The 23,389-nt window shown below is 62.7% G+C and carries 26 protein-coding genes and 1 riboswitch; of the genes, 7 read left to right on the forward strand and 19 right to left on the reverse strand.

Annotated features, from left to right (window positions below):
* A partial coding sequence (locus QVE23_RS00290; RefSeq protein WP_287967400.1) for a GyrI-like domain-containing protein occupies positions 1–319 on the forward strand: 319 nt, incomplete at its 5' end.
* A gap of 37 nt (positions 320–356) precedes the next feature.
* Here the strand turns inward: QVE23_RS00290 and QVE23_RS00295 are convergent.
* The 12 genes from QVE23_RS00295 to era form a co-directional block, all read right to left on the reverse strand.
* Positions 357–665, reverse strand: a complete 309-nt coding sequence (locus QVE23_RS00295) for a DUF6442 family protein (RefSeq protein ID WP_021749030.1) — start codon at positions 663–665, stop codon at positions 357–359.
* Positions 666–787: 122 nt separating this feature from the next.
* Complete coding sequence (locus QVE23_RS00300) at positions 788–997, reverse strand: helix-turn-helix transcriptional regulator (protein ID WP_021749029.1); 210 nt, start codon at positions 995–997, stop codon at positions 788–790.
* Between the two features lie 5 nt (positions 998–1,002).
* Positions 1,003–1,311, reverse strand: coding sequence for a DUF6442 family protein (locus QVE23_RS00305; protein WP_021749028.1), 309 nt, complete (start codon positions 1,309–1,311; stop codon positions 1,003–1,005).
* A 13-nt stretch (positions 1,312–1,324) separates the two neighbouring features.
* Entirely contained in the window at positions 1,325–1,636 is a 312-nt protein-coding gene (locus QVE23_RS00310; RefSeq protein WP_119310551.1) for a DUF6442 family protein, read from the reverse strand.
* 317 nt (positions 1,637–1,953) lie between these two features.
* Positions 1,954–2,727 (reverse strand): uridine phosphorylase, encoded by a 774-nt coding sequence (gene udp, locus QVE23_RS00315; protein WP_287967401.1) that lies wholly within the window; start codon positions 2,725–2,727, stop codon positions 1,954–1,956.
* A 56-nt stretch (positions 2,728–2,783) separates the two neighbouring features.
* Positions 2,784–3,290: a GNAT family N-acetyltransferase gene (locus QVE23_RS00320; protein ID WP_036628294.1), complete on the reverse strand. Its 507-nt coding sequence runs from the start codon at positions 3,288–3,290 to the stop codon at positions 2,784–2,786.
* 158 nt (positions 3,291–3,448) lie between these two features.
* Positions 3,449–5,842 carry an endonuclease MutS2 gene (locus QVE23_RS00325; protein ID WP_287967402.1) on the reverse strand — a complete coding sequence of 798 codons (2,394 nt, stop codon included), beginning with the start codon at positions 5,840–5,842 and terminating at the stop codon, positions 3,449–3,451.
* Entirely contained in the window at positions 5,839–6,321 is a 483-nt protein-coding gene (locus QVE23_RS00330) for a hypothetical protein (RefSeq protein WP_287967403.1), read from the reverse strand. The genes QVE23_RS00325 and QVE23_RS00330 overlap by 4 nt, the downstream gene beginning before the upstream one ends.
* Positions 6,322–6,369: 48 nt before the next feature.
* A complete protein-coding gene (recO, locus tag QVE23_RS00335) occupies positions 6,370–7,146 on the reverse strand; it encodes a DNA repair protein RecO (protein ID WP_025545205.1) in 777 nt (258 codons plus the stop codon).
* Positions 7,147–7,360: 214 nt separating this feature from the next.
* Positions 7,361–7,957 (reverse strand): hypothetical protein, encoded by a 597-nt coding sequence (locus tag QVE23_RS00340; protein WP_021749021.1) that lies wholly within the window; start codon positions 7,955–7,957, stop codon positions 7,361–7,363.
* On the reverse strand, positions 7,942–8,457 hold the full coding sequence (locus tag QVE23_RS00345) for a flavodoxin family protein (RefSeq protein WP_021749020.1): 516 nt from the start codon (positions 8,455–8,457) through the stop codon (positions 7,942–7,944). The genes QVE23_RS00340 and QVE23_RS00345 overlap by 16 nt, the downstream gene beginning before the upstream one ends.
* 55 nt (positions 8,458–8,512) lie before the next feature.
* Positions 8,513–9,412, reverse strand: coding sequence for a GTPase Era (gene era, locus QVE23_RS00350; RefSeq protein WP_021749019.1), 900 nt, complete (start codon positions 9,410–9,412; stop codon positions 8,513–8,515).
* Between the two features lie 218 nt (positions 9,413–9,630).
* Between era and QVE23_RS00355 the strand changes: the two genes are divergently transcribed.
* Positions 9,631–10,455: a sulfite exporter TauE/SafE family protein gene (locus QVE23_RS00355; protein ID WP_276894871.1), complete on the forward strand. Its 825-nt coding sequence runs from the start codon at positions 9,631–9,633 to the stop codon at positions 10,453–10,455.
* Between the two features lie 52 nt (positions 10,456–10,507).
* Here the strand turns inward: QVE23_RS00355 and uvrA are convergent, their stop codons facing one another.
* Both uvrA and QVE23_RS00365 read right to left on the reverse strand, forming a co-directional pair.
* Entirely contained in the window at positions 10,508–13,336 is a 2,829-nt protein-coding gene (gene uvrA, locus QVE23_RS00360) for an excinuclease ABC subunit UvrA (protein ID WP_287967404.1), read from the reverse strand.
* A gap of 863 nt (positions 13,337–14,199) precedes the next feature.
* Positions 14,200–14,421, reverse strand: coding sequence for a helix-turn-helix domain-containing protein (locus tag QVE23_RS00365; protein ID WP_036630140.1), 222 nt, complete (start codon positions 14,419–14,421; stop codon positions 14,200–14,202).
* A 74-nt stretch (positions 14,422–14,495) separates the two neighbouring features.
* On the opposite strand from QVE23_RS00365, the gene QVE23_RS00370 reads away from it, so the two are divergent.
* A complete protein-coding gene (locus QVE23_RS00370; RefSeq protein ID WP_036630139.1) occupies positions 14,496–14,750 on the forward strand; it encodes a hypothetical protein in 255 nt (84 codons plus the stop codon).
* Here QVE23_RS00370 and ybaK read toward each other — a convergent pair.
* The 4 genes from ybaK to QVE23_RS00390 all read right to left on the reverse strand — a co-directional run bounded on the left by ybaK (position 14,700) and on the right by QVE23_RS00390 (position 18,779).
* Complete coding sequence (gene ybaK / locus QVE23_RS00375; RefSeq protein WP_021749012.1) at positions 14,700–15,206, reverse strand: Cys-tRNA(Pro) deacylase; 507 nt, start codon at positions 15,204–15,206, stop codon at positions 14,700–14,702. The genes QVE23_RS00370 and ybaK overlap by 51 nt on opposite strands.
* Positions 15,207–15,216: 10 nt before the next feature.
* Positions 15,217–15,606 carry an MmcQ/YjbR family DNA-binding protein gene (locus QVE23_RS00380; RefSeq protein WP_287967405.1) on the reverse strand — a complete coding sequence of 130 codons (390 nt, stop codon included), beginning with the start codon at positions 15,604–15,606 and terminating at the stop codon, positions 15,217–15,219.
* Between the two features lie 208 nt (positions 15,607–15,814).
* Positions 15,815–17,785, reverse strand: a complete 1,971-nt coding sequence (gene uvrB, locus QVE23_RS00385) for an excinuclease ABC subunit UvrB (RefSeq protein WP_287967406.1) — start codon at positions 17,783–17,785, stop codon at positions 15,815–15,817.
* A gap of 316 nt (positions 17,786–18,101) precedes the next feature.
* On the reverse strand, positions 18,102–18,779 hold the full coding sequence (locus tag QVE23_RS00390) for a JAB domain-containing protein (protein WP_021747980.1): 678 nt from the start codon (positions 18,777–18,779) through the stop codon (positions 18,102–18,104).
* A gap of 216 nt (positions 18,780–18,995) precedes the next feature.
* Positions 18,996–19,158, forward strand: a riboswitch (M-box (ykoK) riboswitch).
* Positions 19,159–19,266: 108 nt separating this feature from the next.
* Between QVE23_RS00390 and mgtE the strand changes: the two genes are divergently transcribed.
* The 4 genes from mgtE to QVE23_RS00415 all read left to right on the forward strand — a co-directional run bounded on the left by mgtE (position 19,267) and on the right by QVE23_RS00415 (position 22,236).
* A complete protein-coding gene (mgtE, locus tag QVE23_RS00395; protein WP_025545088.1) occupies positions 19,267–20,649 on the forward strand; it encodes a magnesium transporter in 1,383 nt (460 codons plus the stop codon).
* A gap of 597 nt (positions 20,650–21,246) precedes the next feature.
* Positions 21,247–21,432, forward strand: a complete 186-nt coding sequence (locus tag QVE23_RS00405; protein WP_021747975.1) for a DUF1540 domain-containing protein — start codon at positions 21,247–21,249, stop codon at positions 21,430–21,432.
* A 79-nt stretch (positions 21,433–21,511) separates the two neighbouring features.
* The gene (locus tag QVE23_RS00410; protein ID WP_021747974.1) at positions 21,512–21,865 is read left to right on the forward strand and encodes a sulfite exporter TauE/SafE family protein; all 354 of its coding nucleotides are present in this window, start codon (positions 21,512–21,514) and stop codon (positions 21,863–21,865) included.
* Positions 21,862–22,236: a TSUP family transporter gene (locus tag QVE23_RS00415; protein WP_256264995.1), complete on the forward strand. Its 375-nt coding sequence runs from the start codon at positions 21,862–21,864 to the stop codon at positions 22,234–22,236. Before QVE23_RS00410 ends, QVE23_RS00415 begins: the two co-directional genes overlap by 4 nt.
* 159 nt (positions 22,237–22,395) lie before the next feature.
* Here QVE23_RS00415 and QVE23_RS00420 read toward each other — a convergent pair.
* The coding region (locus QVE23_RS00420; protein WP_287967407.1) for a S1C family serine protease at positions 22,396–23,389 on the reverse strand (994 nt) is incomplete at its 5' end.

Raw genomic sequence — 23,389 nt, forward strand, 5'->3', positions numbered from 1 at the left:
GTGCATCAGCGTCTACCACGACGGGGAGTACAAAGAGGCAGATGTGGATGTGGAGATCCAAAAGACGGTGAAGGGCACATACCCTGACACCGAGCACGTCAAATTCAAAACCATCCCGCCGGTGACAGTGGCCTCCGCCACCTTCCAGGGCCCCTACCGCCAGATCGGCGAGGTGAATCAGGCGGTGGCATCCTGGGTAGAGGACAACGGCTATGCCTTTGACGGACTGTTCTTCAACATCTACCACGTCAGTCCCCACGAGACCCGGAACCCAGAAGAATTTGTCACCGAGGTCTGCTACCCGGTGCGGAAGCGGTAAGCAAGCAGGCGGCGCTTTCCAGCGCCGCCTGTCTTTTTTACAGCGTGTGCCACAGATACCATCCCAGGCATCCCAGGCACAGAGCGCCGGTAAAAATGCCCATGCCCAGAGCGGACCGGTCCCGGTCAGTCCGGTACCGGGCAAAGGCCCCCACGGAGCAAAACACGAACAGCATCGCCGCCACGTCTCCAAATACCTGCCCGGTAAACGCCTGGTAGATCATCAACAGCAGCGCCAGGACACACATGGCGTAAAAGCCCGCGTCGTCTCCCCGGCGGTTGACCTCCTCCCGGCCCTCGTCCACGCCCTCTTGGCGGTATCTTTGCAGAATTTTCTCCTTCTCCACAGAGATCTCTCCTCTCTCCGGAACGACCGGCCGTCAGTTAGGGATGCGGAAGGATTGTGCTCCGCCGCAGGCAGGATGATTTGCCCCGGTCAGCGCCGCTGGACACCCAAACTCCTAATTTCTCACTCAAAATAGAACAGTTCCTCGAACTTCTTGTCCAAGGCGATGCAGAGAATCAGCGCCAGCTTGGCGGTGGGATTGAACTGCCCCGTCTCAATGGAGCTGATGGTGTTGCGGGACACGCCCACCAGCTCCGCCAGCTGGGTCTGGGACAGCCCCTTCTCCGCCCGGGCCACCTTCAGCCGGTTTTTCAGGATCAGCTGATCGTCCATGGCGCTCACCCCAGCAGGAACACGGCCAGGTTGCCCGCGAACACCAGGCCGCAGGCCGCCGCCAGCAACGCCAAGCCCCGCCGCCGGGTCCTCCAATACAAATGCAGCTCTGCGCCCGCCAGATACAGAAACACGATGGCCGTGTAGTCATAGGCATCCTGCCCGTTCACCAGCCGTATAATGGCGAGAATGACACACAGCAGTACCATCAGGATCCCGCCGATACCGAAGGACAGCCCCAGTACCTGCTGCTCCCGCTCGTCCATTCCAATCGCCCCCGCCTGAGCCTTTTTCAAAATCTCATCCCGGTCCATGCGCTACCTCCTCTCAGGCCATTTGAAAGAATTTTACCAGATTCCAGATTAAAAACGCAAGAGAGATCAGCAGCGTCACGATGTCGGAGGTATTCCGCCGCCGGGCCAGCCGGTAGACCCGGTTGGCCACGCAGGCCGTCCAGAACATGGTCAGCACATCCTCATGCGGCAGCCCATGGACCCGCTTCCAGGTCAGCAGAATCAGGCCCATCAAAAACACGAAGAGCAGGCTGAAGGACTCCCCCTCCATGCGGATGGTCCGCTCCCGTTCGTCACCCTTCTGGTTCTCCCGCCGGCTCTTCTCCAGAATTTCCTGTTTTTCCATAGCGTTCTCCCTTTTCTTTCTTTGCCAAGCCATAGGGCCTGCCTCTCATCCCAGTATGCCCCGTACATAAACGGCCAGATTCAACAACGCGGCTCCCGCCAGCAGCAGACTCAGGATCAGAACCAGTCGCCAGCCGCCCGGCTGTGCCGCAGGATCTCCTCCCGATCCATGCCGAAGCCATTTTGCATAGTTTGCTTTTTATTTTACCAAGTTTTCTTTACAAGCAGAGCATACCATATACCAAGTAAACTTGTCAATGGGGAATCAAAAAAGATGCCCGGAAATTTCCGGGCATCTTTTTTCAAAAACGCAGCCAATTACCGGCTCGCCTTGCGGTCCGCCTCAATCAGCAGCTTCAGGGCCTCCACAGACACCTTCACGGAGGAGGATGTGTCCTCACTCATCTTCTGGTCCAGGCCGGCGGCCTCCCGTTCCTGGTTCCACACCACATGGAAGCAGGAGCCGCACCGGCAGCCCAGAGCCGCCGCCACCACGAACAGGGCGGCGGACTCCATCTCACTGGCCTTGACGCCCAGCCGCTTCCAGGATTCCCACTTCTGCTGCAGCTCGTAGTACACGGGCGAGGCAGCGGGGTCGTGCTGGCCGTAAAAGCTGTCCTTGCACTGGACGATGCCGGTGTGCAGGGGGAAGCCCAGCTTCTTGGTGGCCTCCACCAGGGCGTGTGTCACCTGGAAGTCCGCCACCGCCGGGAACTCGATGGGGGCGTACTCCCGGCTGGTGTGCTCATACCGGATGGCGCCGGTGGCCACCACCACGTCGCCGGACTGGACGTTCAGATCGATACCGCCGCAGGTGCCGGTGCGGATGAACGTGTCGGCACCGCATTTGTGGAGCTCCTCCATAGCGATGGAAGCGGAGGGACCGCCGATGCCGGTGGAGCAGGCGGTGACCTTCTCCCCCAGCAGGGTGCCGGTCCAGACGTTGAACTCCCGGTTATACGCGATCTGCTTGGCGTCGTCAAACAGGGCGGCGATGGCCGGGACCCGGCCCGGGTCACCGGGCAGGATGCAGTAGCGGCCGATATCCCCCTGAGCACAGGCAATGTGGAACTGCTTTGCAAGCTCTTGCATAAAATCACCTCATTGTGCAATTTCCAGAATGTGTGTTTTAGTGTGACTCCAGTATATCAAATCTCATCGGTTTCCGCAACCGGAGATTCCGGTTCTGCCAGCCTCTGCAATGCCGGTCCGGTAAGGCGGTAAACGGTCCAGTCCTCCATGGTCTCCGCCCCCAGGGACTTGTAGAAGCCGATGCTGGGGGTGTTCCAGTCCAGGCACCACCACTCCAGGCGGCCGCAGTCCCGCTCCGCGGCGATGGCCGCCAGCCGCCGGAAGAAAGCCTTGCCATATCCCTTTCCCCGGTGCTCCGGCCGGACATACAGGTCCTCCAGATACAGGCCCGCCCGGCCCAGGAAGGTGGAGAAGTTTTGAAAAAACAGGGCGAAGCCCACCTCTGCCCCGTCCTCCAGGGCAAAGAGGACCTCGGCTCGGCGCTTTTCAAACAGCTGGTCCCGGAGGGTGGCCTCATCGGCCACCACCTGGTCCAGCAGGTGCTCGTAGTCGGCCAGCTCCCGGATGAATTGCAGGATCAGGAGCGTGTCGGTCTCCTGTGCAAATCGAAAGGTCAGTGCCATGTCAACCCCCTCATTTCAGTGTTGCCGGGCTCGCCGCCCCCATGGGGAGCACCCCACAGGAATCCCGCATTTAATTGGGGCGGTCAGGCAGAGCCCTCACACTCCAAGGTCCCGCCGCGCAGGACGCCTGATGCCGCACCGCGGCGACAGGCTCCGGCTCACTTCAGCGTCACCACGGTGACGCCGCTCTCGCCCTCGCCGTAGACGCCCAGGCGGAAGCTCTTCACAGCCTTATTCCGGCGGAGGATGTCGTGGACGGCCTTCCGCAAGGCCCCGGTGCCCTTGCCGTGGATGATGGTTACGGTCTCCAGTTTGCCCATGACGGCGGCGGAAATGAAGTTTTCCACCACGCTCTCCGCCTCCAGTGTCTCCATCCCTCGGATGTCCAGTTCCCGGGCGGCAGAGGCCCGCAGGGCGCGGTCGGCGTTCTGGCGAATGGTGACAGAGGGCGTCTTCTTCCTGGCGGCCCGCTCGTCATCCTCGATGAGACGCACTTCGTCTACTTTGGCTTTCATCTTCAAAATACCGGCTTTCAGCTGCAAGGTGCCGTCCTTGCCCACGGACACTACCTCCGCCGGCGTTTTGACACCGGGGATCTCCACCAGATCCCCCGCCCGGATGGGGCGGCTGGGCTTGGGGATGGGCTCCTGCCGGGCGTCGCGACGGGACACGGCCTCCTCCGCCTCGTTCAGCGTGCGGCGGAGGGCCGCACGGGCCTCATTTTCGTTCAGCATCCGTTCGGCCTTGGCCTGGGCCTTCCGCATCTCGCTGAGCTCCTGGAACACCTGGTCCGCCGCCGTCCGGGCGTCCCGGAGGATGCGCTTGGCCTCCGCCTCGCCCCGGCTCCGGGCATTCTCCTTGGCCCGCTCCATCTGTTCCCGGAATTCCCGGGCACGCCTGGCGTCCTCCTCCCGCTGGCGCAGCAGGCGGTCCGCCTCCTGCTCCCGCTTCTCCAGGGCTTGACGCTTCTCCTCCAGCTGGGTCAGGATGTCCTCGAACCGGACGCTCTCCCCGCTCATCTGCTCCTGGGCGGCGGCAATGACGTCCTCCGGCAGCCCCAGCCGCCGGGAGATGGCAAAGGCGTTGGATTTGCCGGGAATGCCGATCAGCAGCCGGTAGGTGGGCGCCAGCGTCTCCACGTCGAACTCGCAGGAGGCGTTCTCCACCCCTGCCGTAGTCATGGCGAAGGTCTTCAGCTCCGCATAGTGGGTGGTGGCGGCCACCTTGGCCCCCAGCCGCCGCACGTGCTGGATGACGGCGATGGCCAGGGCCGCGCCCTCCACCGGGTCCGTGCCGGCCCCCAGCTCGTCAAACAGCACCAGGCTGTGCCGATCCGCCTCTTTTAAAATCTCCACGATGTTCACCATGTGGGCAGAGAAGGTAGACAGGCTCTGCTCGATGCTCTGCTCGTCGCCGATGTCCGCCAGCACCCGCTCATAGACGGACACGGCGCTCCGGTCCGCCGCCGGGATGTGGAGGCCGCACTGGGTCATCAGCGTCAGCAGGCCCAGGGTCTTGAGGGTCACGGTCTTGCCGCCGGTGTTGGGACCGGTGATGACCAAGGTGTCAAAGGTGTCCCCCAGCTCGATGTCGATGGGCACCGCCGTCTTGGGGTCCAGCAGGGGGTGGCGGGCCTTGCGCAGATGGATGGCCCCGTCCCGGCGGACCTCCGGCCGCACGGCGTTCATCTTGTAGCTCAGCTGGCCCCGGGCGAAGATCAGGTCCAGGTGGACCAGGGTGTCGTAGTCCCACTGGATGTCCTCCCGGTGGGCGGCAGCCTCGGCGGAGAACTCCGCCAGGATGCGGTCGATCTCCTTCTGCTCCTTGGCCTGCAGCTCAATATACTCGTTGTTGGCCTGGACCACCCCCATAGGCTCCACGAACAGCGTGGCTCCGGTGGAGGAGATGTCGTGGACCAGTCCCGGCAGGTCGCCCTTGTGCTCCGCCTTCACCGGCACCACGAAGCGGCCGTCCCGCTGGGTGATGATGGTCTCCTGCAAAATTTTCCCATAGCTGGGGGAGGAGATGATCCTTTGAAGGATCTGGCGGCTCTTGGCCTGGGCCGCCCGCATGTGGCGGCGGATGTCCGCCAGCTCCGTGCTGGCGGCATCGGCGATGGTGTCCTCGTCCGGGATGGCCCGCTTGATCTTCTCCTCCAGAAAGCGGTTGCCGTGGAGGGAGAGGAACAGGTGGTCGATGGCGGTTTTCTCCGCCGCCTCGTCGTTGAAGTACTCCTTGGCCCGGCGGGCGGCGGTCAGCAGATCCGCGATGGTCAGCAGCTCCCGAGTGTTCAGGGCGCCGCCCCGGTCCGCCCGGTCCAGGGCCTCCGCCACCGGCTTCACGCCGGAAAACGACGGACTGCCCCGCAGGCCGATGAGATTTCGGGCCGCATCGGTCTGGTCCAGCAGACGCAGCACCTCCTCCACTTCCGTCTCCGGCCGGAGGCGCAGGGCCCGCTGCCTGGCCTCGGCGCTGACAGCCTGCTCGCTCAGCAGCTCCAGCACCCGGGGCAGCTCCAGGGTGCGGATGGATTTGTCAAATAGGTCACTCATGATTCGGTTCTCCTGTCAAGGGTTTTCACTTCATCGTCCCTGTCGTCAGCTGCTTCATCTGCCGGTTCCTCCAGCACCCAGGGCAGGGTCACGGAAAGCCAGCACTGGAAGCAGGGCTCCGGGAAGTTCCGGAGGAACGGTCCCATATCTGTGGCGAACCCGGCGGTGACGCCGGGGGCAACGGGCAGCTCTCCCTCCCCCGCTTCCAGCAGGCGGCCTGCAATGTGCCACATGGGCATATACCACCGCCCGCCCTGGCGGGGACCATAGTCGCCAATATCTCCGGGCCTGCGGAGGTTAAGCCCCAGGGGTTCCAGAAACGCTGCTGCTTCTGGCGGCAGGACCCCAACTGCGGCAGCATAGTTTCGGCAGTAGGCGCAGCCGCAGCCCCCGGTAGCGTTACCGTAACGGCCATACCAGGCCCGGGTGGCCTCCACGTCCACCTCCAGCCGGTAGGAGCCGAGGACAAATTCTGTCATATTCCGCTCCGTTTCGTATAAATCAGCAAAAGAAATACAAAATGTATCTTATTTCGACAACTCTTCCGGCGGCTGGAGGCTCTTGTAAAATTCCAGCGTCCGGAATCCCCGCTCCAGCTGGGCGGCCACGAAAGCCTCCGCCGCCGCGGAGAGTCGCTCCAGCGCCGGGCCTGTCAGCCGGAACGAGTAGAGCCGCTTGGGGTCCCCGTACACGATATGCCGCAGGGCCGCCAGGGAATCCGGGCACAGGGGCATGGAGAGGGCACTCTCCTTCGCGCCGCAGCTCCGGCACCGCAGGATGCCCTGTACCACGTCCAGCAGGGGCTGCTCCGGGTCCGGCCGGCCGCAGTAGGCGCAGCTGTCCGCCAAAGGTTCATATCCCGCCAAGCACAGCAGTTTGATCTCAAAGGCGGGCTTCACCAGTGCCGGCGGCTTCTGTAAAGCGGAGAGGGCGTACAGCCCGTTCAGCAGATGGGGCAGCAGTGCCCCGGCAGGGACCTCCGGCGCCGTGACGGTCTCTGTCAGCTCCGCGAAGTAGCAGCCCAGGGCCAGCGCCTCCAGATTCGTCCGCAGGCCGTTGAACAGCTCCGCCGTGGCTCCTTCATTGGCGTAGTACCACTCGCCCTTCTGATAGAGGGTCCACTCCGAATAGACCAGCTGCTGAGCGCAGGCGGCGTACTTGCAGCTCTTCCGCCGGACGCCCCGGGCGATGACGGAGATCTTGCCCCGGTCCGCTGTCAGCAGCGTCAGGATCTTATCCGCCTCTTTCGTCTCCGTCTCCCGCAGGACCACGCCCTTTGTCACGATATAGGCCCGCTCGGCCAACGCGCTCCCTCCTTATGTACGGAGAGCGTCCGCCCTCCGTTCTATGCGCTGATCCCGCCGCCGGACTCCTGGTCCAGAGCGGCCTGATACAGCAGGTACACCAGCGGTTCGCCGGTGAGGCAGAAGCACTCCCAAAGCCTTTGTGTGTCCATTCCGCAGACCTCCTCCCAGGAGTAGTCTGCGAATGTTGTCGGATTTTTATGGCTGGAAATCTCTAGCCTCCCTCGATCTCCATGGTCCGCATCTCTCCGGCGGTGATGTTGTTTTTCGCGCCGTAATCGGTCCAGTACCGGCCGGAGGCCCAGACGAACATCCGCCTGTTCAGCGGCATCCGCACCGACAGCACCTCGCTCCGTCCCGCCCGCATACCAGCGGCCAGGCGGCGCAGGCCCCGCCGCACCAGAAAGGAAAAAGGCGTATTCAAGATCGCCTCTCCCGAGCCGATCTGCAGCGCCATCCCCCAGGGAAATCCATATCGTTTGCAGAAAAAGCGCACCATTTCTACCGCAGGCCGGGTCTGCTCCGGCTCCAGAAAGCCGCAGTTCACCAGTACGTGGATCCTGGGGCGGGCCGTTCCCCTCCATACTGCGAGTTCCTTCAGGGTCCTCATCAGCACCGCCGGTATGCCGTCTGCGTACAGGGGGAACACCAGCAGCAGATCCGTACAGTCCTCTGGGGAGAGCGGTCCACCCCTCAGCGCGGTATACTGGTCCGCCGTCTCTCCCCAACACGGAAGAAACTGTTCGATATACCTCCGGGAGTTGGAACGGGGCGCCCGGGGACTCCCATTGACGATCAGGAGCTTTCCCATGCGCGTACCTCCTCCCTAATGGCCCCGGCCAGCTCCTCTTCCCGAAGGAAGCGGACACTCCAGCTCCGAAACAGCATATTATGGGCGTTGCGGGCCGCCAGCAGACGGAAGAGCGCCTGCTCCTCGTCTCCGGTATCTCCATAGGCCAGAATCACCGCGTCTTTCTCCGCCACCGCCCGCTGTATATGGTGCGTCTCTCCGTGGTGTATCCGAATAAACGCCTGCTGGATGGGAATGGCCCGCTCCAGCATGGTCTTCATCGGTACGTCATAGGACCCGCAGAAGAGACGGCTGACATAGATCACATGGTCGCTGTGGGCAATCAGGGGATATACGCCTACAGCGTCGTCCCGGATCACGCACCGCCCCGGCGTTCTGACCCAGCAGCTGAAGCAGCCCATACAGTCCGCGATTTTCAGCTGGCTCAGGTCCACATAGTGCCAGTCCTCCCGGACCGGCAGTCCGGTTGGCAGTGCCGTGTCGCTCAATACCAGTCTCATATTCTCACTCCCCGCACGGCAGCCTGCGGAATACCGGAGACCGCACGCTTCCTCCTTATTCGTCCCGGTAGCCGAAAGACCGCACGTAATTCACGTTGTCCCGCCAGTTCTCCTTGACCTTCACCCAGGTCTCCAGATACACCTTGGTGCCCATGAACTTCTCCATATCCTGCCGGGCCAGGGAACTGATCTTTTTCAGCATGGCCCCCTGCTTGCCGATAATGATCCCCTTGTGGCTGGCCTTCTCACAGTAGATGGTGGCGTCCACGTCGATGACGCCGCTGTCCCGCTCAGAGAACTTCGTGATCTCCACCGCCGTGCCGTGGGGGATCTCCTTGTCCAGGCACAGCAGCAGCTTCTCCCGCAGGATTTCCCCCATCACCTGCCGCTCCGGCTGGTCCGTCGTCATCCCGTCCGGGAACAGCTGAGGGCCTTCCTGGGCATACTTCCGCAGTTCCTTCATCAGATCCTTCAGGCCGCTGCCGGTGTGGGCGGAGATGGGGATGATCGCATCAAAGCCGTCCCATGCCTGGTTGTAAGCGGCGATCACCGGCAGCAGCTCCGCCGGTTCCACAGTGTCAATCTTGTTGACGCAGAGGATGCAGGGGATCTCCTCCTCCCGGATCCGGTCGATGAGTGCCTGCTCCGGGCCGCCCACATGGGGGATGGGCTCCACCAGCAGCAGGGCGCAGTCCACGTCGGAGAGGCTGGAGGTGACGACCTTCACCATGTAGTCCCCCAGGGCGGACTTGGGCTTGTGGAGGCCGGGCGTGTCCAGCAGGATATACTGGGTGTCCTCCCGGTTCACCACGCCGTAGATGCGGTTCCGAGTGGTCTGTGCCTTGTTGGAGACGATGGCCACCTTTTCCCCCACCAGGGCGTTGGTCAGGCTGGACTTGCCCACGTTGGGCCGTCCGCACACGGTAATCATGGCGACGTTTTTGATGTTTGACATAGGTGATCCTCAACTTTCTTTGAGCATTTTCGCGGGCGATCCCGCCCCGCCTGTTTCACAGTATCACACGCCCGCCGGAAAAACAACCGTTCCGGCGGCATTTCTTCGGGGAGATGCGGGAATTTCAGCAAAATTGCGGCGCTTCTGCTCTTGCCAGGGGCCTATGGAGCTGGTATACTGATAGAGATTTTGTCAAATTCACTCCGGGAGGTGCATATATGTCAGCCTCGGTCCTCACTCTCTTCACGGAAACCACGCTGGACGGCTTCCCCCTGTGGGTGGTCCTTCTGATCTGCGGCGGCGTCTTTCTGGCCGGCTTTATGGACGCCATCGCCGGGGGCGGCGGCATTATCTCCGTCCCCATATACCTGATGGCCTTCTCCGGCCTGCCCACCCACTTTGTTCTGGGCACCAATAAGCTCTCCTCCTGCATCGGCACCGCGTTTTCCACCGCCCGCTTCATCCACCAGGGGTACGTTCACTGGCGGCTGTTCCTGCCTGCCGCCGGGCTGGCGGTGGCAGGCTCCGTCTGCGGGACCCAGCTGCAGCTTCATACGCCGGATGTGGTGCTGAAGTATCTGCTGCTGGCGGTGCTGCCGGTGGTGGCTTTCTTCACCCTGCGGACCAAAACGTGGCCGGAGGAGCCGGCCCCCATCCCGCCCCGGCGGCAGGCGGCCATCGTCTGGGCCGCCGCGCTGCTCATCGGGACGTATGACGGCTACTACGGCCCCGGCACCGGCACCTTTCTGATGCTGGTGTTCATCCACTTGGGCAAGATGGACACCCGCCACGCGGCCGGCGGAGTGAAGGTCATCAACCTGGCCTCCAACATCGGCGGTGTGTGCTCCGCCCTGATGGCGGGGACCGTCGTTCTGGGTGTGGGGCTGGCGGCCGCTCTGGCCTCCATCCTGGGACACTATCTGGGCGCCGGCCTGGCCATCAGGAACGGCAGCAAAATCGTCCGGCCTGCGGTGGTGGTCGTGCTGCTCCTGCTGCTGGTGAAGGTGATCTCGGAGCTGCTGTTTCCGAACTTCTGGAATTGACGCCCCATAGACAAGGGCCTCCGCATACAGCGGAGGCCCTTTTTGCGCGGTCTTACCGCTCCAGCAGCTTTTTCAGGTACCGGCCCGTGAAGCTCGACCGGCAGGCGGCCACCTCCTCCGGCGTGCCTGTGCAGACGATGGTGCCGCCGCCGTCTCCCCCCTCGGGACCCAGGTCGATCAGGTGGTCGGCACATTTGATAACGTCCAGATTGTGCTCGATGACCACCACGGTGTTGCCGCTGTCCACCAGCCGCTGGAGCACCTCCAGGAGCTTGCGCACATCGTCGGTGTGGAGGCCGGTGGTGGGCTCGTCCAGGATATAGATGGTCTTGCCGGTGGCGATTTTGCTGAGCTCCGTAGCCAGCTTCACCCGCTGGGCCTCACCGCCGGAGAGCTCCGTGGAGGGCTGGCCCAGCTTCACATACCCCAGGCCCACATCGCACAGGGTCTGGAGCTTGTTGCGGATTCTGGGCAGAGGTGCGAAGAACTCCACCGCCTCATCCACGGTCATCTCCAGCACATCGGCAATGTTCTTGCCCTTGTAGCGGACCTCCAGGGTCTCCCGGTTGTACCGCCTGCCCTTGCACACCTCGCAGGGCACAAAGATGTCCGGCAGGAAGTGCATCTCGATCTTCAGCACACCGTCGCCGGAGCAGGCCTCGCACCGGCCGCCCCGGACGTTGAAGCTGAACCGCCCCGGGCCGTAGCCCCGGCTCTTGGCCTCCTGAGTGGAGGCGAACAGGTCCCGGATGTCATTGAAGAGGCCGGTGTAGGTGGCGGGGTTGGACCGGGGTGTCCGGCCGATGGGGCTCTGGTCGATGTCCACCACCTTGTCCAGATACTCGATTCCCTCGATCCGGTCGCACCTGCCGGGGTGGACCTTCATCCGGTTCAGCTCCACGCCCAGCTTCTTGAACAGGATCTCATTCACCAAGGAGCTCTTGCCGCTGCCGGACACGCCGGTAACCACGGTAAAGGTCCCCAGGGGGAACTCCACGTCGATGTGCCGCAGGTTGTTCTCCGCCGCGCCGATGACCTTCAGGCTCTTGCCGTTGCCCGGCCGCCGGGTCTCCGGCACGGGGATCCTCTTCTTGCCGGAGAGATACTGACCCGTCAGGCTGTTGGGGTTGGCCATGACCTCCTCCGGTGTACCGGCGGCCACCACCTCGCCGCCGTGGATGCCGGCGCCGGGACCGATGTCGATCAGGTAGTCCGCCGCCCGCATGGTGTCCTCGTCGTGCTCCACCACCAGCAGGGTGTTGCCCAGGTCCCGCAGGTTCTGCAGCGTCGCCAGCAACTTGTCGTTGTCCCGCTGGTGCAGACCGATGGAGGGCTCGTCCAGGATATACAGCACCCCCATCAGGCTGGAGCCGATCTGGGTGGCCAGGCGGATCCGCTGGCTCTCGCCGCCGGAGAGGGTCCCCGCGCTGCGGCTGAGGGTCAGATAGCCCAGGCCCACGGACTGGAGGAACCCCAGCCGGGACTTGATCTCCTTCAGGATCCGGTCTGCGATCAGGTGCTGCTGGTGCGTCAGCTCCAGCCGGTCCACCCATTGGAGCTCGTCCACCACGGACATCCGGGTCAGGGCGTCGATGTCCTTGTCCCCCACGGTCACCGCCAGGGACTCCTTCTTCAGCCGCTTTCCCTTACAGGTGGGACAGGGGCACTCGGCCATCAGCTCCTCCAGCTCCCGCTTGCTGGCATCGGACTGGGTCTCCTTGTAGCGGCGCTCCACGTTGTTGCAGATGCCCTCAAAGGGCTGATACAGCACGCCCTTGCCCCGGGGCTGGTCGTAGTGGAGCTCCAGCTTCTCCCCGCCGGTGCCGTAGAGGATGATACTCCGCACGTCCTCCGGCAGGGTCTCCCAGGGGTCGGTGAGGGAGAAGTGGTATTTCTTCGCCAGGGCGTCGAAGTACATCCGGGAGATGCCGTCCCCCCGGATGTTGTTCCAGCCGCTGGCCTGGATGGCCCCCTCCAGGATGGAGAGGGACTTGTCCGGCACGATCAGTTCCGGATCCACCTTCAGCTGGCTGCCCAGACCCGTACAGGTGGGACAGGCACCGAAGGGGTTGTTGAAGGAGAACATCCGGGGCGTCAGCTCCTCGATGGAGATGCCGCAGTCCTCGCAGGCATAATTCTGGGAGAATGTCAGATCCCGCTCCTCCCGCAGGAGGTTGACGACCACCAGCCCGCCGGTGAGGCCGGAGGCGGTCTCCACGCTGTCCGTCAGCCGCTGCTGGATATCCGGACGGATGATGAGCCGGTCCACCACAATCTCGATGGTGTGCTTCTTGTTCTTCTCCAGCTTGATCTCCTCGTCCAGCTCGTACAGATTCCCGTCCACCCGGGCCCGGACGTAGCCGGACCGCTTGGCGTCCTCAAAGATCTTGGCGTGCTCACCCTTCTTGCCCCGGATGACGGGGGCCATCACCTGGATGCGGGTGCCCTCCGGCAGAGAGAGGACCTGATCGATGATCTGGTCAATGGTCTGCTGGCGAATCTCCTTGCCGCACTTGGGGCAGTGGGGGGTGCCCACCCGGGCCCACAGCAGGCGGAGGTAGTCGTAGATCTCTGTCACCGTGCCCACGGTGGACCGGGGGTTCTTGCTGGTGGTCTTCTGGTCAATGGAGATGGCGGGGCTGAGACCCTCGATATAGTCCACATCGGGCTTGTCCATCTGGCCCAGGAACATCCGGGCATAGGAGCTGAGGGACTCCACATACCTTCTCTGGCCCTCGGCGTAGATGGTGTCGAAGGCCAGGGAGGACTTGCCGGAGCCGGAGAGGCCCGTCATGACCACCAGCTTGTCCCGGGGGATGGTGACGTCGATATTCTTCAGATTGTTGGCGCGGGCGCCTTTGACGATGATCTTGTCCTGCATAATGTGTATGATTGACTCCTTTCAGGAGAGGTTTCTCTTTTCAGTGCCGGAAATGCCTCCGGCGGAGGTGTAGAGGCGCTTATCAACCGCCCGGGGAGACTGGCTCCCGCCAGGGGGCCGTTTCCACGGGGGATGCGCCCCCCATTCTCTTTTTGTCAGCGCCAAAAAGAGAACGCGCCGCGCCCGGTGTAAGAGAAAAAACGCTTTTGGTCGCAACTTTGCACGTCCGTGCAAAGTTGCTGTACGGGAGTTGACGAGAGATAGTGCCTGCGGGTTTGCGATGACCTCCCGACGGGCGCGGCGGGGTGCGGTACAGGCTTGAACGCGGATTCCCGCGGCGCGGGTGCAAAGGTCAACGGGGTGCAAGGACGCATTTGGTCTGCTTCTCTTTCCGCGCGTTCCGCTGCGCTACGCGCTGCCGGATTCTTCGCGGGAGCGTGAGCGGTAGCGAAAAGAGAAGCAGCTCCATGCGACAACCACCCCGACGAGGTCGGCGCCATCCGCCACGGGACGGCAGCAACAGGAATCGCAGAAGAGCATAGCGTGCCCGAAGGCCAGTCCAAATCGGAGCAGGCACCGATACGCCGACCCCCGTTGCGCGCGGAGGGCCACTGCACCGGAGCGCGTCCAAGCGGCCTTTTCTTTTGGACCGTGCACGGCCCGTTTTCTTTTCCGCAAGTTGGAAAAGAAAACGGGGGGTGCATCCCGGCTGGACAAGCCCCCTGCGGGAGCAGAATCCCCGTGGCCGCCGTCCGGCGGCCCAAATTTCCACGGGCGGTTTGTAACCTCCCTTACACGCTCCAGGGGCGGCCATACCATCGGGCCGCCGATGGCGGCGGCCCCTACGGGTGCACGGAACGGATTTACCCCCGCGCGTCGCTGCGCCCCAGCAGATAATCCGTGGTGACGCTGAAGTAATCCGCAAGAAAGCAAAGCGTCAGCGATGGGACATTGACCTTTCCATATTCCATTCTCTGATAATGGACAAGGGTAATTTGAAGCACTTCTGCCATATCCGCCTGCCGCAGATGCCGTTCATCCCGCAGGGCACGCAGTCTTTCTCCAAATATTTTTAGTGTTTCCATGGAGTTCTCCTTGACATATATCATTTAATGATGTATCATCAATACATCATTAAATGTTGTTTGAAGGTGATCCAATGAATCCCATCTATCTCCGCCTCTTCGACGGCTACGCCGCCGACATTCTGCAGAAAGCAGACCCCTTCGATTCCAAATCCGTGGATCAGCTGGCGGACAGCCTCTCCCTCTCCGGGGACGCCCGCCTGTGCCTTCAGGACGCCTTTCTGGCCCGCTACCTCCAGTGGTCCACCGACGCCTTCACCCTGGGACTCCACCTGGGCCTATCCCTGGTCCACGACAATGTCCGCCGTGGAGGCCCCCAGCAGGTCTAGCAGCGCCCGGGGCGCCAGCTCCACCTGGGCGCCGATCTTCCCGGCGGAGATATAGACGGTTTCGTAGTCCAGCGCCGTCCGGTGGAACACGGTGGGATACTGCTTCTTCATCCCCACCGGGGAACAGCCGCCCCGGATGTAGCCGGTAACGGCGTTGATCTCCGCCACGTGCAGCAGCTCGATGGACTTCTCCCCCACCGCCCTGGCGGCCTTCTTCAGATCCAGGTTCTCCGGCGCCGGCACCTCGAACACGTAGATGCCCTTGGACGCCCCCCGGGCTACCAGGGTCTTGAAGCCTCTGGCTGGGTCCTGCCCCAGAGCCTCCGCCACGTGGACGCCGTACTCCCGGGTGCCCTCCGGCCCCTGGCTGTCCTCATAAAACCGGGCGGTATAGGGGATCTTTCTCTGGTCCAGGATCCGCATCACATTGGTCTTTTCCTCTTTTTTCTTCGCCATTGCAAACACCTCAGCTCTCCGCGGGCTGCTCCGCCAGCTCCCGCCGGACGTATTTGGGCAGCTTCTCCACCGCCAGGGCGTATGACCGGCCGCACAGGTCCCGCAGGACCTCCTCCGGCAGTTCTCCGTCCAGCAGGCAGGAAATCCAGGTCCGCTTATCCGAATAAAATCCCGGCAGGATGTCCGGATACCGGGCCCGCAGCAGCTCGCCCTCCGCCGCCCCGCATTTCAGATTCACCAGATCGTGGCCGCCGTAAATTTTGTGCTCCGGCCCCGGCGAACAGACAGCGGCAAACAGCCTGCCCCGGACCTTATAGCGGAACCACTGCCACACCGGCTGATAGTCCTTCTCCACGCCGGGAAACGACAGCAGGTATGCGTCCAGCCATTCGTAGTGCATTTACTTCTCCCCCCGCAGCTCGATGATCCGGTCACGCAGCACCGCGGCGTACATTCCCACACGGCTCCGCCGTGCGGGAGCCCTTTTCATTTTACCAACCGGTCAGAAGTGAATTCTGCCCGGTTCAAGGTTTTGCCTCCGCCAAAACGCTTGTACGCCGGACTCCCGGCGATTCGAGTACGCCATACACCCCTGCTCTTTGCGGAGGTCACTTCTCCCCCCGCAGCTCGATGATCCGGTCACGCAGCACCGCGGCGTACTCGAATTCCAGCATCTTGCTGGCCTCGCGCATCTCCTTCTCCAGCTTGGCGATCTCCGCCGCCCGCTCCTGCTCCGTCAGCTTGCGCTTCTTGTGGGCCCGGAGGGTGTCCTCCTCCGCGGTCTTGGAGATCTCCAAAATCTCCCGGACGCCCTTGATGATGGTCTTGGGCACAATGCCGTGCTCCTGATTATAGGCGTCCTGGATGGAGCGGCGGCGTTCCGTCTCGTCGATGGCCGCCCGCATGGAGGGCGTGATCTCGTCGGCGTACATGATGACGAGGCCGTCTGCGTTTCGGGCCGCCCGGCCGATGGTCTGGATCAGAGAGGTCTCGGACCGGAGGAAGCCCTCCTTGTCCGCGTCCAGGATCGCCACCAGGCTGACCTCCGGCAGGTCCAGCCCCTCCCGCAGGAGGTTGATGCCCACCAGCACGTCGAACTCTCCCAGCCGCAGGCTGCGGATGATCTCCATGCGCTCGATGGTCTGGACATCGGAGTGCATGTACCGTACCCGGATGCCGGCGTTTTTCAGGTACTCCGTCAGGTCCTCCGCCATCTTCTTGGTGAGGGTGGTCACCAGTACCCGCTCGTCCCGGGCGGCTCTTGCACGGATCTCGTCCATCAGGTCGTCGATCTGGCCGGTGACAGGCCGGACCTCCACCCTGGGGTCCAGCAGGCCCGTGGGGCGGATCACCTGCTCCACCACCTGGTCCGCCCGCTCCCGCTCATAGGGGCCGGGCGTTGCCGAGACAAACACCGCCTGGCCGATCCGCTCCTCGAACTCCTCGAACTTCAACGGTCGGTTGTCGTACGCACAGGGCAGGCGGAAGCCGTACTTCACCAGGGAGTCCTTCCGGGCATGATCGCCGTTGTACATGGCCCGGACCTGGGGCAGGGTCACGTGGCTCTCGTCCACGAACAGCAGGAAGTCGTCCGGGAAGAAGTCCAGCAGGGTCATGGGGGCGGAGCCGGCGGGCCGGTCGGAGATGATGCGGGAGTAGTTCTCGATGCCGGAGCAGTAGCCCAGCTCCGCCATCATCTCCATGTCGTACTCCGTCCGCTGACGGAGCCGCTGGGCCTCCACCAGCTGGTTGTTGTCGGTGAAGTATTTCACCTGATCCTCCAGCTCCCGGCGGATCTCCAGAATGGCTTTGTCCATCTTGTCCTTGGTGGTGACATAGTGGCTGGCCGGGTAGATGGCCACGTGGTTCAGCACCCGGTTCACGCTGCCGGTGACCGGGTTGAAGTCGCTGATCCGGTCGATCTCGTCCCCGAAGAACTCCACCCGGATGGCGTGGTCCCGGTAGTAGGCGGGGTAGATCTCCACCGTGTCCCCCCGGACCCGGAACATGTTCCGCTCAAAGGCGATGTCGTTGCGCTCGTAGCGGATCTCCACCAGGCGGCGCAGCAGCTCATCCCGGTCCCACTCGGCCCCCACCCGGAGGGACACCACCAGGTTGGCAAAATCGTCCGGCTCGCCCAAGCCGTAGATGCAGGACACGGAGGATACTACGATCACGTCCCGCCGCTCCAGCAGGGCACAGGTGGCACTGAGCCGCAGCCGGTCGATCTCGTCGTTGGTGGAGGCATCCTTGGCGATATAGGTGTCCGTATGGGGGATATACGCCTCCGGCTGGTAGTAGTCGTAGTAGGAGACGAAGTACTCCACCGCGTTGTTGGGGAAGAACTCCTTGAACTCCGCGCACAGCTGGGCGGCCAGGGTCTTGTTGTGGGCCAGCACCAGCGTGGGCCGCTGCACCTGCTCGATGACCTTGGCCATGGTAAAGGTCTTGCCGGATCCGGTAACGCCCAGCAGCACCTGCTCCTTCAGCCCGTTCTCGATGCCCTCCGCCAGCGCGGCAATGGCCTGCGGCTGGTCCCCGGAGGGTTGATATTCAGATACGACTTCAAATTTCGGCATAGCGGCATTCCCTCCACCCATCAAACAGATTTTCAGCCACGGCCATCCTATCACACCCGTCATCTTTTTGCAACATTTGTTCGACTTTTATCAAAGGAACCATGCCTTGAAAAAAGCGAAGGGGCAAAAAAGGAAGGGGGGACTAGGGGAACCCCTCCGGTTTTCCCCAGTTCGTTCGCCAGCGGCGAAGGAAGAACTTGAAGTCATTTTCGCCGCGGCGTGTACGTGGCAAAATACCCCGACCCAAGCGCCTTGGGCGCGTTCGCCAGTCCACAGACTGGTGGTGGGGGTTCTAAAGGGGGAGCCTGCTCCCTCTTTACCCCAGCAGGTCGCCGCTGTCCGCCATGGAGACGAAGTCCCGGTCCGCCACCACGATATGGTCCACCAGGCGGACGCCGATGGTCCGCAGGGCCTCCGCCACCTGGCGGGTGGCGGCCTCGTCGCTGGAGGAGGGCACCGCCACGCCGCTGGGGTGGTTGTGGGCCAGGATCACCGCGCTGGCGGAGGTCAGCAGCGCCATCTCCACCACCTTGCGGATGTTCAGGTCCGCGCTGGCCACGTCCCCCTCCGCCAGCCGCTTGCAGGCCAGGAGCCTGCCCTTGCGGTCCAGGCACAGCAGGAAGACCAGTTCCCGCCGCTCGCCGGCAAATCGCTCCAGCAGATAGGCCCCCGCCCGCTCGGAGGAGTTGAGGATGGTCTCCTGGGACGCGTCCGCTATGCGGGCCTTCCGGCTGAGCCGGGAGACCAGGGACAGCAGGATGGCCGCGCTCTCCCCGATGCCCTCCACCTTCTCCAGATCCTCCACCGGGGCGTTCAGCACGCCGGAGAGGGAGTCGTACCGCTCCATCAGGGCGTGGGCGATGGGGTTGGTGTCCCGCCGGGGGATGGCGTAGTACAGCAGCAGCTCCAGGGCCTCGTGGTCCGCAAAGCCCTCCAGCCCCGTCTCCAGAAACCGCCGGCGCATCTTCTCCCGGTGTCCGTCGTGTATGCCCATGGAGGGCCTCCTCTCGCTGAAACGCCCCGTTTCGGGCACAGATTTGGAACATCTTATTATACCACAGGCCGTCCTCTATCACAAGCGGGATTCCCATTTGTAAAATGGAGTGCAGCGGTATTTGAGGGGCCTGTAAAATTGTGGGGAGTTTTTTTCTGCCGCCTTGACAGGGGGCAGAAATTGGCATAATATGAAGAAAGAGTTTCGGCAAAACTGCATACCGTCCGGTAGGTAAGGCTACCACAGGGATACGGATCGCTGCCGCGGAGTGATGGAGACATCATGAGAGGGTTTGAACAGGTGCTATCGAACACGAAGGTATCATCTAATGTGATTTCACCGCCTTGTGAGGCTAAAGCTTGAACGGCCGCAGGGTCCGCTGATGCGGCGTCCCTGTTTTCACAAGGAAATTTCCGACTGCACCGGACAGGAGCGGCCGGGTTTTTTTGTTTTCTCAACCCCCAGCTTCACGGAGAGGAGGACGCGCATGTTTGAGCAGGAAGAGCAGCGGGACGAGCTGCTGGAAAAGATCGAGGATCTGATCTCCCGAAAACGCTATGCCGAGCTGCGCGACCTTCTGCTGCCCCTGGAGGCCCAGGACATCGCGGGCCTGTTCATGGAACTGGACGACAAGGTGCCTATGGTGTTCCGCCTGCTGCCCAAGGAGCAGGCGGCCGAGGTGTTCGTGGAGCTGGATTCTGAGGAGCAGGAGGTGCTCATCCAGAGCTTTTCCAACACGGAGCTGAAGGAAGTGCTGGACGAGCTGTACCTGGACGACGCGGTGGACATCGTGGAGGAGATGCCCGCCAACGTGGTCAAGCGCATCCTGCGCCACGCGGACCCGGACGTCCGCAAGAGCATCAACGAAATCCTGAAATACCCCGACGACTGCGCCGGCAGCATCATGACCACGGAGTACGTGGATCTGAAGGCCACCATGACCGTGGAGGACGCCCTGAAGCGCATCCGCCGCACCGGCCCGGACAAGGAGACCATCAACATCTGCTACGTCATTGACGAGGGCCGCCACCTGCTGGGGTATCTCTCCATCCGCACCATTCTGCTGTCGGAGGAGGACGACGTGGTGGGGGACATCATGGATACCCATGTGATCTCCGCCAACACCCTGGACGACCAGGAGGATGTGGCCCAGACCCTGAACAAATACGACTTCCTGGCCCTGCCCATTGTGGACACGGAGAACCGCCTGGTGGGCATCGTCACCGTGGACGACGCCATGGACGTCCTGCAGGAAGAGGTCACCGAGGATATCGAGAAGATGGCCGCCATCCTGCCGGGCGACAAGCCGTATCTCAAGACCGGCGTGTTTGAGACCTGGCGGGCCCGGACCCCCTGGCTGATGATGCTGATGTTGTCCGCCACCTTCACGGGGATGATCCTGACCCACTTTGAGAATTCCCTGGCGGCGGTGCCCATTCTGACCTCCTACATCCCCATGCTCTCCGGCACCGGCGGCAACAGCGGCACCCAGGCCTCCACGGCGGTGATCCGCGCCCTGTCGCTGGGGGAGGTCCGATTCAGCGATCTGCTGCGCGTGGTGTGGAAGGAGTGCCGCGTGGCGCTGATCTGCGGTGTGTGCCTGGCGGCGGCCAACTTTGTGAAGATGATGGTGGTGGACTGCTGGCTGCTGGCCAACCCCACCGTAACGCCCGCCGTGGCGGCGGTGGTGTGCTGCACCCTGGTGGGCACGGTGGCCTGCGCCAAGCTGGTGGGCGCCTCCCTGCCCATTTTGGCGGAGAAGATCGGGTTCGACCCGGCGGTGATGGCCTCGCCCTTCATCAGCACCATCGTGGACGCGCTGTCTCTGCTGATCTACTTCCGGTTTGCGACGTGGATTCTTGGTGTATAAAAAGAAACAGAAAGAGGAGCCTTACGGCTCCTCTTTTTCTTCTATAATGCAATGCTCGGCACCATACTCTAAGAAAATTCCTATAATCTCATTTCTGGTTCGTCCAGTTTTGCTGGCAATAGAATCTAATTTGTCCACTGTCTCTCTCTTAATTCGTATGGAAAATGTATGGTATCCGTCCGGTTTTTTTATTTTAATCTTCTTTTCCTTGCGTCCCACAATTAAATCGGACATGATATCACCCGCTTTCTAGTGCTTATTTTACACTTGATTTCTCAAAAAATATATGCTATATAAGATGTAGCATATATTTTATAGCATAAATTTTATAACATATTTTAGGGGATCAACAATGGACAATCAAATTTGCGCAAACTGCGCACACTACTACCAGCACTACATCCGAACGCACCGCCGTTTTGTGGAGATCCATGACGGCCATTGCGTCGCCGCGCCCCGCGCCAGGAATCGGACGCCGGACACGCCCGCCTGTGACAAATTTTTACCCAGGCCGGACCGTACATAACCCGGCCGCGCCTGCGCACACTAGAGAGCGGCGAAAGCCACACACTTTTTCACGCAGGAGGATCTTTTGTTATGACGAATACCAACAACGGCTGCGCCTGCACCCCCAACCAGAGCATCAAGTGCACGGTCACCAACTGCGCCCACCACTGCCAGGACCAGAACTACTGCGGTCTGAACGCCATCACCGTGGGCACCCATGAGACCAACCCCACCAAGGTGGAGTGCACCGACTGCCAGAGCTTCCAGATGAAATAAACCAGGTCCGACGGGCTTCGGGCGTCCTCTTCGGCTCCCGAAGCCCGCCGCTTACATCCTTGAGGAAAGGCGGGATCACATGGAACATCGCTGGCCGGCGCGGATCGCCGGCACTGCGGCGGGGCTGGCCAACGGCCTCTTCGGCGGCGGGGGCGGCATGGTCTTCCTGCCCATCCTCTCCCGCTGGGGCGGCCTCTCCCAGCGGAAGCTGTACGCCACCTGCGTGGGCGTCATCTTTCCGGTGTGTCTGGTGTCCGCCGCCGTGTACCTGTTTCGGGGGGAGCTCTCCCTCCTGGCGGCGCTGCCCTATCTGGCGGGCGGCCTGGTGGGCGGCTGGATCGGCGGCAAGCTGTACGGCAGAGTCTCCGTCAAGTGGCTCAAATGGCTGTTCGCCGGTTTTCTGTTCTACGCGGGGGTGAAGTATCTGCTGTGACGGACTGGATCATTCCCTTTCTCTGCGGCCTGGGGGCCAGCATCCTCTCGGCCTGGGGTGTGGGCGGCGGCACGCTGCTGCTTCTGGTCATGACGCTCTTTCTGGATGTGGACCAGCGGACCGCTCAGGGCATCAATCTGCTGTTCTTCCTGCCCACCGCCGCCTCCGCCCTGGTCTGCCACGCCAGGGGCGGCTATCTGGACAAGCCCACCCTGAAAAGCGCCGTCCCCCTGGCCGTGGCCGCCGCCCTGGCCGGGGCCTGGATCGCCACCAATCTGGACGTGGCGGTCCTGCGCAAGCCCTTCGGCGTGTACCTGCTGCTCTCCGGTGTCAGCCTGCTGTGGCCCCAGCGCCGGAAGAAACAGGCATGACACAGGCCGCGGGAGAAGTCCTTCAGGGCTTTTCCCACGGCCTCACAATGTTTTTTCCACACTACCCCGCAGGGCAGACACCCCGCTCTTCCGCCCCGGGCCGGGAGCACTTCCGGCAAGCACGGGCGCGGCCTGCGGTGCAGGCCGCGCCCTCGTTCTTTATTCCACCGGGTCATTCAGAGTCAGCGTCACTTCCATCCGCTCTCCGTCCCGCCAGATTTCCATGGTCACCTGATCGCCCACATACAGCTGCCGCCGGATGCGCAGCAGCTCCTGACTGGTTTCCACCGGCCTGCCGCCGGCGGCGAGGACGAAGTCCCCCTCCCGGATGCCCGCCAGGTCTGCGGCGGAGCCGGGCGTGACCTCCAGCACCTGCAGGCCCCAGATGTCGTCCTCCAGCCGGGTGCCCGTCTGGAGCACCGTCACGCCGAAGGAGGGCTCCGGCCGGACCTCTCCATAGGTCAGCAGGTCGTTCACCAGCCGCCGGATGGAGGCGGAGGGAATGGCGAAGCCCAGACCCTCCACATTGGAGTAATCAGAGCTCATCTTGATGGTGTTGATGCCCACCACCTGGCCGCAGGCGTTGATTAGGGGGCCGCCGGAGTTGCCGGAGTTCAGGGCCGCGTTGGTCTGAACCAGCGTCATGGTCCGGCCGTCCACCTGTACATCCCGGTTGATGGCGGAGACGATGCCGTCTGTCAGTGTGCCGCGGAGCTCCACGCCCAGCGGGTTGCCGATGGCGTAGACCTTGTCGCCCACCACCAGCTGGTCGCTGTCGCCGAAGGTGGCGGCGGGAAGCCCCGTCAGCTCCACCTTGAGGACCGCCAGATCGTTCCGCTCGTCTCCGGCCACGTACCGGGCCTCATAGGTCCGGCCCGTGTCCATGGCGACGGTGCAGTCCCGTCCCCCCGCCAGCACGTGGTAATTGGTGAGGATATAACCGTCCGCCCGGAAGATGACCCCGGTGCCCACGGAGACGCTGTCGTCCAGCTGGACCATCACAGTCACCACCGACGGGTTCACCCGCTGGTAGATCTCCTGGGCCGTCAGCTCCCGGCCGTGGTCCGTCTCCACCTCCAGCACGGCGCCCTCCCCGAACGGATAGGTGGGGATGGTGACTGCCCCGGACGCGTCCTCTTCCTCCTCCCAGCCG

Source organism: Oscillibacter sp. KLE 1728, from assembly GCF_934833455.1.
Taxonomy (GTDB): Bacteria; Bacillota; Clostridia; order Oscillospirales; family Oscillospiraceae; genus Oscillibacter; species Oscillibacter welbionis.

Excerpts from the sequence above, each read along its gene's own strand:
- QVE23_RS00300 (WP_021749029.1), bottom strand. The coding sequence starts at position 997 with ATGGACGATCAGCTGATCCTGAAAAACCGGCTGAAGGTGGCCCGGGCG.
- QVE23_RS00305 (WP_021749028.1), bottom strand. The coding sequence starts at position 1,311 with ATGGACCGGGATGAGATTTTGAAAAAGGCTCAGGCGGGGGCGATTGGA.
- QVE23_RS00310 (WP_119310551.1), bottom strand. The coding sequence starts at position 1,636 with ATGGAAAAACAGGAAATTCTGGAGAAGAGCCGGCGGGAGAACCAGAAG.
- udp (WP_287967401.1), bottom strand. The coding sequence starts at position 2,727 with ATGCAAGAGCTTGCAAAGCAGTTCCACATTGCCTGTGCTCAGGGGGAT.
- QVE23_RS00320 (WP_036628294.1), bottom strand. The coding sequence starts at position 3,290 with ATGGCACTGACCTTTCGATTTGCACAGGAGACCGACACGCTCCTGATC.
- QVE23_RS00325 (WP_287967402.1), bottom strand. The coding sequence starts at position 5,842 with ATGAGTGACCTATTTGACAAATCCATCCGCACCCTGGAGCTGCCCCGG.
- QVE23_RS00330 (WP_287967403.1), bottom strand. The coding sequence starts at position 6,321 with ATGACAGAATTTGTCCTCGGCTCCTACCGGCTGGAGGTGGACGTGGAG.
- QVE23_RS00340 (WP_021749021.1), bottom strand. The coding sequence starts at position 7,957 with ATGGGAAAGCTCCTGATCGTCAATGGGAGTCCCCGGGCGCCCCGTTCC.
- QVE23_RS00345 (WP_021749020.1), bottom strand. The coding sequence starts at position 8,457 with ATGAGACTGGTATTGAGCGACACGGCACTGCCAACCGGACTGCCGGTC.
- era (WP_021749019.1), bottom strand. The coding sequence starts at position 9,412 with ATGTCAAACATCAAAAACGTCGCCATGATTACCGTGTGCGGACGGCCC.
- QVE23_RS00355 (WP_276894871.1), top strand. The coding sequence starts at position 9,631 with ATGTCAGCCTCGGTCCTCACTCTCTTCACGGAAACCACGCTGGACGGC.
- uvrA (WP_287967404.1), bottom strand. The coding sequence starts at position 13,336 with ATGCAGGACAAGATCATCGTCAAAGGCGCCCGCGCCAACAATCTGAAG.
- QVE23_RS00365 (WP_036630140.1), bottom strand. The coding sequence starts at position 14,421 with ATGGAAACACTAAAAATATTTGGAGAAAGACTGCGTGCCCTGCGGGAT.
- QVE23_RS00370 (WP_036630139.1), top strand. The coding sequence starts at position 14,496 with ATGAATCCCATCTATCTCCGCCTCTTCGACGGCTACGCCGCCGACATT.
- ybaK (WP_021749012.1), bottom strand. The coding sequence starts at position 15,206 with ATGGCGAAGAAAAAAGAGGAAAAGACCAATGTGATGCGGATCCTGGAC.
- QVE23_RS00380 (WP_287967405.1), bottom strand. The coding sequence starts at position 15,606 with ATGCACTACGAATGGCTGGACGCATACCTGCTGTCGTTTCCCGGCGTG.
- uvrB (WP_287967406.1), bottom strand. The coding sequence starts at position 17,785 with ATGCCGAAATTTGAAGTCGTATCTGAATATCAACCCTCCGGGGACCAG.
- QVE23_RS00390 (WP_021747980.1), bottom strand. The coding sequence starts at position 18,779 with ATGGGCATACACGACGGACACCGGGAGAAGATGCGCCGGCGGTTTCTG.
- mgtE (WP_025545088.1), top strand. The coding sequence starts at position 19,267 with ATGTTTGAGCAGGAAGAGCAGCGGGACGAGCTGCTGGAAAAGATCGAG.
- QVE23_RS00405 (WP_021747975.1), top strand. The coding sequence starts at position 21,247 with ATGACGAATACCAACAACGGCTGCGCCTGCACCCCCAACCAGAGCATC.
- QVE23_RS00410 (WP_021747974.1), top strand. The coding sequence starts at position 21,512 with ATGGAACATCGCTGGCCGGCGCGGATCGCCGGCACTGCGGCGGGGCTG.